The organism is Pseudomonas maioricensis (assembly GCF_022790535.1).
Taxonomy (GTDB): Bacteria; Pseudomonadota; Gammaproteobacteria; order Pseudomonadales; family Pseudomonadaceae; genus Aquipseudomonas; species Aquipseudomonas maioricensis.
This window is the reverse complement of record NZ_LOHG01000017.1, coordinates 46,344-53,428: the sequence shown is the minus strand read 5'-3', so window position 1 is coordinate 53,428 and position 7,085 is coordinate 46,344. Positions and strand designations below refer to the sequence as shown.

Sequence of the window (7,085 nt, the reverse complement as noted above, 5' to 3'; positions counted from 1 at the left end):
GCGTAACACTTTGAGCGAGATGGTGGGTGATGACGGGATCGAACCGCCGACCCGCTGCTTGTAAGGCAGCTGCTCTCCCAGCTGAGCTAATCACCCTTCACTCTCGGTGTGGCGCGCATTCTACGGAGCGACCTAACCTCTGGCAAGCACTTTTTTAAATAATTTTTATAATCGTTCCAAAGGCTTAGCACAGGGTTGGCCGCGGGGTAATAGCAGCGAATAATGCCCCACTTTTTACAGAAGGAGAGATTCACCTCATGTGGTTCAAAAACCTGCTTGTCTACCGCCTGACCCAGGATCTGCCTTTTGACGCCGAAGCACTGGAAACCGCTTTGGCGACCAAACCGGCCCGCGCCTGCGCCAGCCAGGAGTTGACCACTTACGGTTTCGTCGCCCCTTTCGGCAAAGGCGAAGACGCTCCATTGGTGCACGTCAGCGGCGACTTCCTGCTGATCTCGGCCCGTAAAGAAGAACGCATCCTGCCGGGTAGCGTTGTGCGCGACGCATTGAAGGAGAAGGTCGACGAGATCGAAGCCGAGCAAATGCGCAAGGTCTATAAGAAGGAACGCGAGCAGATCAAGGATGAAATCATCCAGGCGTTCCTGCCGCGTGCCTTTATTCGTCGCTCATCGACCTTCGCCGCCATCGCGCCGAAGCAGGGCCTGATTCTGGTCAACTCGGCCAGTCCGAAACGCGCCGAAGACCTGTTGTCGACACTGCGTGAAGTGATCGGCACATTGCCGGTACGTCCGCTGACTGTGAAGACCGCACCTACCGCTGTAATGACCGACTGGGTCACCACGCAGAAAGCCGCCGATAACTTCTTCGTCCTGGATGAATGCGAACTGCGTGACACCCACGAAGATGGCGGGATCGTGCGTTGCAAACGTCAGGACCTGACCAGCGATGAAATCCAGTTGCACCTGAGCACTGGCAAAGTCGTCACCCAGCTGTCGCTGGCATGGCAGGACAAGTTGTCCTTCGTGCTCGACGACAAGATGACCGTCAAGCGTCTGAAGTTTGAAGATCTGCTGCAGGATCAGGCAGAACAGGACGGCGGCGACGAGGCCCTGGGCCAACTGGACGCCAGCTTTACCCTGATGATGCTGACCTTCGGCGAATTCCTGCCGGAGCTGTTTGAAGCACTGGGCGGTGAAGAGATTCCGCAGGGCATTTAAACACCGCTGATCATCTGTAGGAGCTGCCGAAGGCTGCGAAGCAATTTACCTGTTAACCCGCTTCGCAGCCTTCGGCAGCTCCTACAGTTTTATATCCAGCCAGATCACAGCCCTCTCCTGCAACCTAATAAGAAAGGAACCCGCCATGCGTGCATTGGCAGCCTTGAGTCGTTTTGTCGGTAATACCTTTGCGTACTGGGTGCTTCTGTTCGCCATTCTGGCGTTCGTGTTCCCGCAAGCGTTCATCGGGCTCAAGCCCCTCATCGTGCCGTTGCTGGGTCTGGTGATGTTCGGCATGGGCCTGACCCTGAAGCTTGAAGACTTCTCCGAAGTGGCCCGCAACCCTTGGCGTGTAGCCCTGGGCGTGGTCGCGCACTTCGTGATCATGCCCGGCGTGGCGTGGTTGTTGTGTCAGGTGTTTCACCTGCCGCCGGAAATCGCCGTCGGTGTGATTCTCGTCGGTTGCTGCCCGAGTGGCACCTCATCCAACGTTATGGCGTGGCTGGCCAAGGGCGATCTGGCGCTGGCAGTGGCCATTGCGGCAGTCACCACCCTGCTCGCTCCATTGCTGACCCCGACGCTGATCTGGTTCCTGGCTTCGGCCTGGTTGCCGGTGTCCTTCATGGATATGTTCTGGTCGATCCTGCAACTGGTGATGCTGCCCATCGTGCTCGGTGTGTTGGCTCAGCGTCTGCTGGGGGCTCGCGTCACTTACGCGATTGATGTGCTGCCGCTGATTTCCGTGGTCAGCATCGTAATGATCGTCTGCGCCGTCGTTGCCGCCAGCCAGGCGAAAATCGCCGAATCCGGCTTGCTGATCATGGCCGTGGTAATCCTGCACAACACATTCGGCTTCCTGCTGGGGTACTTCACCGGCAAGGTGTTCAAACTGCCGTTGCCTCAGCGTAAATCCCTGGCACTGGAAGTCGGTATGCAGAACTCCGGCCTCGGCGCCGCGCTGGCCAGCGCACACTTCTCGCCACTGGCGGCCGTGCCAAGCGCGCTGTTTAGCGTGTGGCACAACATCTCCGGTGCACTGTTGTCGACGTACTTCCGCAAGATGAAGGATGACGATGAGCCGGTGAAGAATGTTTCTCCTGCTATTGATTAGGCCAAAATTTCACATTCCTGTGGATTGAAATGTAACCCCTGTGGGAGCTGGGCTTGCCCGCGATGCATGAGACGCGACTTGAAGACATACCGCGTTATCGTTTATCGCGGGCAAGCCCAGCTCCCACAGTGTCATCGGGCACCACCCCGGCGCATCACGCCCGTATTGATGCACAAAATCTGAACCTCCCCTGAAATTGGTTCACCCACCCACGAACCAATCCCCTTTCTTCTCGCCGAACCACCCTGCCGAACCTTTGTACATTGGCCCGTCAGCGCTGATCGCTAGCAATCCCCAGGCATATTGCGCCTGAAAACTTACCGAACCAATTTCCATTGGCATCGCTCTTGCACCAGCCCTATTGCCTCGAATCACTGCCTGTAGGCAGCTCAGGGCATCTTTTTCTGGTCTGGCGCGAGTACCACGATGCAAAGGTTCGACCCTGACACCCCCATCGACAACGCTTCGAAACTGGCGCTGGATGCCTTGCGGCAGATCGTCGCCCAGCACGCGGCGTTCCCCCAGCGGGCGTTGCCTACCGAGCGTGATCTGGCTACCGATTTCGGGGTCAGCCGCCGGGCGATTCGCCGGGCGCTGTCGGTACTCGAAGCTGAAGGGCAGATCTGGCGACGGCAAGGCAAAGGAACCTTTGTCGGCCCCACCCCGCCCAGCGCTGCAATGAGCTTCGCCCGGCTTTCCGGACGGACCAACTTCAGTGAGGTCATGGAAGCACGCCTGCACCTGGAACCGGCACTGGCTTCATTGGCGGCGGTGCGGGCCAATGGTGAACAGATGGCAATTCTGCGTCGCCTCACTGAGCGCACCACCCGCCAGCAGGCAGCCGAGCATCCCGATGCCGAAGGCATTGAACTGTGGGACAGCGCACTGCACCGGGCCATTGCTGAAGCCGCGGGCAACCGCCTGATGCTGGATATCTTTGAAATGCTCGATGCGATCCGTCTCGACCCGGCCTGGCGTGATTTGCGTCACCGGGCCCGCAACGCCGACCGCCTCGATACCTATAGCCATGACCATGACGATATCGTCAGCGCCATTGAAAGCCGCGACCCGATCAAGGCCGCCACGGCCATGCGCGGCCATTTGCGAGCGCTGCAACAGGCGCTGGATAACGTCATCAATCAAGACCTGGAGGCCAGCTTATGAGCGCCACCACTGAATCGACAAACCCGACGGTCCTTAGCGTCAATGACCTCACCGTACGCTTTGCCGGAGCACCGGCCAACGTGGTCGATGGCGTGTCGTTCTCCGTCAAGCGCGGCAAGACGCTGGCCATCGTCGGCGAATCCGGCTGTGGCAAAAGCGTGACGTCCATGGGCCTGATGGGGCTGTTGCCTGCCACCGCACACGTAACAGCAAGCGATTCGCTGTTGATCGATGAAGCCTTGCTGGGCATGTCCGAAGAGCGCTTGCTCGACGTGCGCGGCAATCGCATGGCGATGATTTTTCAGGAGCCGATGACGTCCCTGAACCCGGTGTTCACCATCGGCGAGCAGATAGCCGAAAGCGTGATCCGCCATCAGGGCCTCTCGGACAAAGACGCCCGGCAACGGGCGCTGGAGATGCTGGAAAAGGTCCGCGTACCCGACGCTCGCCAGCGGCTCGACGCCTACCCTCACGAACTGTCTGGGGGCATGCGTCAGCGGGCGATGATTGCCATGGCGCTGGCTAACGACCCGGCACTGATCATTGCTGACGAACCGACCACCGCACTGGACGTGACTATTCAGGCGCAGATCCTCTCGCTGATCGCCAACCTGCAAACCGAAACCGGCACCGCGATGATCCTGATCACCCACGATTTGGGCGTGGTCGCCGAAGTCGCCGACGACGTGATGGTGATGTACGCCGGTCGCGTGGTGGAAAGCGGCCCGGTAAAGACTCTATTCGACGATCCGCAACACCCTTACACCATTGGCCTGATGGGTTCGATGCCGTCCATTGGCCCGCGCGAAGGTCGCTTGGCAACGATCAATGGCCGCGTGCCGACACCGGCAGAAATGCCCACCGGTTGCCGTTTTGCAGGACGCTGCCCGTTCGTGATCCAGCAGTGCAGAGATGAGCGCCCGCCGTTGCTTGAATTATCCCCCGGACACTTCGCCGCGTGCATCCGTGCGCCTTTGGAACAGCATGTGGGAGTCAGCGCGTGAGCCTTTCTGAACGCAACCTCGTCGAGGCCGCCAGCCTGCAAAAGCCGATCCTCGAAGGCATCGGTCTTAGCAAGCATTTCGCGGTAGAAAGTGGCTTGTTCCAGCCAAAGAAGCCGCCCGTGCAGGCGGTCAATCAGGTCAACCTTTCAGTGCGCAAAGGCGAGACGCTGGCGCTGGTGGGCGAATCAGGTTCAGGTAAATCAACCCTTGGCCGCCTGCTGCTCAACCTGCTGCAACCGACGGCGGGCGATGTGATTTACGAAGGCCGCAACCTGGCCAATCTGCCTCCAGAAAAACTGCGTCAGGTGCGCCGCGACTTGCAGATCATTTTCCAGGACCCGTTCGCCTCGCTGAATCCGCGCATGACGGTGGAATCGATTGTCGGCGAACCGATCTGGCTGCACAGCGAAGCCAGTCGCAGCGACCGTCAGGCCAAGGTTGCAGAGTTGCTGCGCACCGTCGGTCTGGCACCGGAGCACGGCGGTCGCCATCCTCACGAATTTTCCGGTGGTCAGCGCCAGCGCATCGGTATTGCCCGCGCACTGGCTTCCGATCCACGCTTGATCCTCGGTGACGAGCCGGTCTCGGCACTGGACGTTTCAGTGCAGGCTCAGGTCGTCAATCTGCTGGAAGACCTCAAGCATCAGTTCGGTCTGACACTGGTGATCGTCGCCCACGGTCTGGCTGTGATCCGCCACATGAGCGACCGCGTGGCGGTGATGTACCTGGGGGAAATCGTCGAACTGGCGCCGGTCAACGCGCTGTTCGAAACCCCGTTGCATCCTTATACCCAGGCGCTGATGGCTGCGGTGCCGGTCAGCCACCCGGACTTGCGCCAGCCACGGCCATTGCTTGGCGGTGACATGCCAAGCCCCAGCCGCCCGCCTTCAGGTTGCCGTTTCCATACCCGTTGCCCCCATGCCCGTGCGCTGTGCAAAGAAGCCGTGCCGGTCATGGAAACCGTCGAGGCCGAGCGTCAGGTGGCGTGCCACTTCTGGCGTGAAATCGCCAACGCAGGCAGCGGCACCTTGATCCTTCCGACCCCCAGCGCTGCTTACACCCAGCGCCTGAATCTGTTCAAGAACCATCAATCCCTTGCAGTGGAGAGCCAGCCATGAAAATCGCACGCGTCATGACAGGAACATTGTTATTGCTGGCCGCCAACGCCGCCTTTGCCGAATCGACGTTACGCATCGGTATTCAGGATGATCCTGATGTGCTGGATCCGCATCGTTCACGCACCTACTCCGGTCGGCTGGTCTATACAGCGCTGTGCGACAAGCTGGTGGACGTCAATCCGGACCTGACCTATGCGCCACAACTGGCCACTGCCTGGAACTGGAGCGAAGATGGCAAAACCCTGACCATGACCTTGCGCGAAGGCGTGACCTACCACGACGGCGAACCCTTTGATGCCGCCTCGGTGAAGTTCAACCTCGACCGCGCCCGCACCCTGCCCGACTCCCTGCGCAAAAGCGAGCTGGCGTCGGTGGACAGCGTTGAAGTGATCGACACGAAAACCGTCGCCATCAAACTCAAGCAAGCCGATGCCACGCTGGTTTCGCAGCTCTCGGACCGCGCCGGGATGATGCTCGCGCCAAAAGCCGCTCAGGGCGAATTCGCATCCAAACCCGTCTGCTCCGGGCCTTACAAATTTGTCCAGCGCGTGCAGCAGGATCGAATCGTGCTGGAGCGTTTTGACAACTACTGGAACAAGCAGGCTTATCACTTCGATAAAGTCGTGTTCCTGCCGATTCCGGACACCTCGGTGCGCCTGGCCAACCTGCGTTCCGGCGATCTGGACATCATCGAACGCGTCGCGCCGACCGACGTAAAAACCGTCAAGGGCGACAGCAAGCTGGCGATCTACAACACGCCAGGCCTGGGCTACATGCAGTTGATGTTCAACGTCGGCAATGGCGAAAAAGCCAACTCTCCGATCGGCAAAGACAAGCGTGTACGCAAGGCGTTCGAGTTGTCCATCGACCGTGATGCAATCAACCAGGTGGTCTTCGAAGGCCTCTATGCCCCGAGCGCCCAGCCGTTCCCGAAAAACAGCCCGTACTACGACCAGGAACTGCCGATCCCCGCGCGCGATGTCGAGAAGAGCAAGGCGCTACTGGCCGCAGCCGGCGTGAAGCTGCCGTTGGCAGTCGAACTGAAGGTGGCCAACAACCCGATTGCGCAACAAGTCGGGCAGATCATCCAGGCCATGGCTGAAGAGGCTGGCTTCAAGGTCAATCTGGTTGCGACCGAATACGCCACGATGCTCAGCGAACAGCAGAGCGGCAACTTCCAGATCGGCATGAGCGCCTGGTCGGGCCGTCCTGATCCGGATGGCGACATCCACCAGTTCGTGACCTGCAAAGGTGGCCAGAACGACGGCAAGTACTGCAATGCCAAGCTCGACGAACTGCTGAACAAGGCGCGCACCGTCAACGACGTCCCACAACGCCAGGCGCTGTACAACGAGGCACTGCGCTTGCTGGCCGACGAAGTACCGACTGCGTACCTGTATTTCGATCCACGGATCATTGCCATGCGTAACAACGTGACCGGTTTTGTACCAAACCCGGATGGCCTGATTCGTCTGGCCAATGTCGCGTTCAAGCCATGACTGACGGACGC

General features: G+C 59.6%; 7 protein-coding genes and 1 tRNA gene. 6 read left to right on the top strand and 2 right to left on the bottom strand.

What is annotated here, in order from left to right:
- Positions 1 to 20: 20 nt before the first annotated feature.
- Positions 21 to 96, bottom strand: a tRNA-Val gene (locus tag AUC61_RS21780).
- A 161-nt stretch (positions 97 to 257) separates the two neighbouring features.
- On the opposite strand from AUC61_RS21780, the gene rdgC reads away from it, so the two are divergent.
- A complete protein-coding gene (gene rdgC, locus AUC61_RS21775) occupies positions 258 to 1,178 on the top strand; it encodes a recombination-associated protein RdgC (RefSeq protein ID WP_027901105.1) in 921 nt (306 codons plus the stop codon).
- A 145-nt stretch (positions 1,179 to 1,323) separates the two neighbouring features.
- A complete protein-coding gene (locus AUC61_RS21770) occupies positions 1,324 to 2,289 on the top strand; it encodes a bile acid:sodium symporter family protein (protein WP_243248214.1) in 966 nt (321 codons plus the stop codon).
- A 201-nt stretch (positions 2,290 to 2,490) separates the two neighbouring features.
- Here the strand turns inward: AUC61_RS21770 and AUC61_RS21765 are convergent, their stop codons facing one another.
- The gene (locus tag AUC61_RS21765) at positions 2,491 to 2,631 is read right to left on the bottom strand and encodes a hypothetical protein (RefSeq protein WP_243248212.1); all 141 of its coding nucleotides are present in this window, start codon (positions 2,629 to 2,631) and stop codon (positions 2,491 to 2,493) included.
- Between the two features lie 84 nt (positions 2,632 to 2,715).
- Here AUC61_RS21765 and AUC61_RS21760 point away from each other — a divergent pair, with 84 nt between their 5' ends.
- The 4 genes from AUC61_RS21760 to AUC61_RS21745 are packed head-to-tail and all read left to right on the top strand — an operon-like array spanning position 2,716 to position 7,074.
- Positions 2,716 to 3,453 carry a FadR/GntR family transcriptional regulator gene (locus AUC61_RS21760; RefSeq protein WP_122665013.1) on the top strand — a complete coding sequence of 246 codons (738 nt, stop codon included), beginning with the start codon at positions 2,716 to 2,718 and terminating at the stop codon, positions 3,451 to 3,453.
- The gene (locus tag AUC61_RS21755; RefSeq protein ID WP_243248210.1) at positions 3,450 to 4,457 is read left to right on the top strand and encodes an ABC transporter ATP-binding protein; all 1,008 of its coding nucleotides are present in this window, start codon (positions 3,450 to 3,452) and stop codon (positions 4,455 to 4,457) included. Before AUC61_RS21760 ends, AUC61_RS21755 begins: the two co-directional genes overlap by 4 nt.
- Positions 4,454 to 5,575: an ABC transporter ATP-binding protein gene (locus tag AUC61_RS21750; RefSeq protein ID WP_243248208.1), complete on the top strand. Its 1,122-nt coding sequence runs from the start codon at positions 4,454 to 4,456 to the stop codon at positions 5,573 to 5,575. The genes AUC61_RS21755 and AUC61_RS21750 overlap by 4 nt, the downstream gene beginning before the upstream one ends.
- Positions 5,572 to 7,074 carry an ABC transporter substrate-binding protein gene (locus AUC61_RS21745; RefSeq protein WP_243248207.1) on the top strand — a complete coding sequence of 501 codons (1,503 nt, stop codon included), beginning with the start codon at positions 5,572 to 5,574 and terminating at the stop codon, positions 7,072 to 7,074. The genes AUC61_RS21750 and AUC61_RS21745 overlap by 4 nt, the downstream gene beginning before the upstream one ends.
- Positions 7,075 to 7,085: the final 11 nt, after the last annotated feature.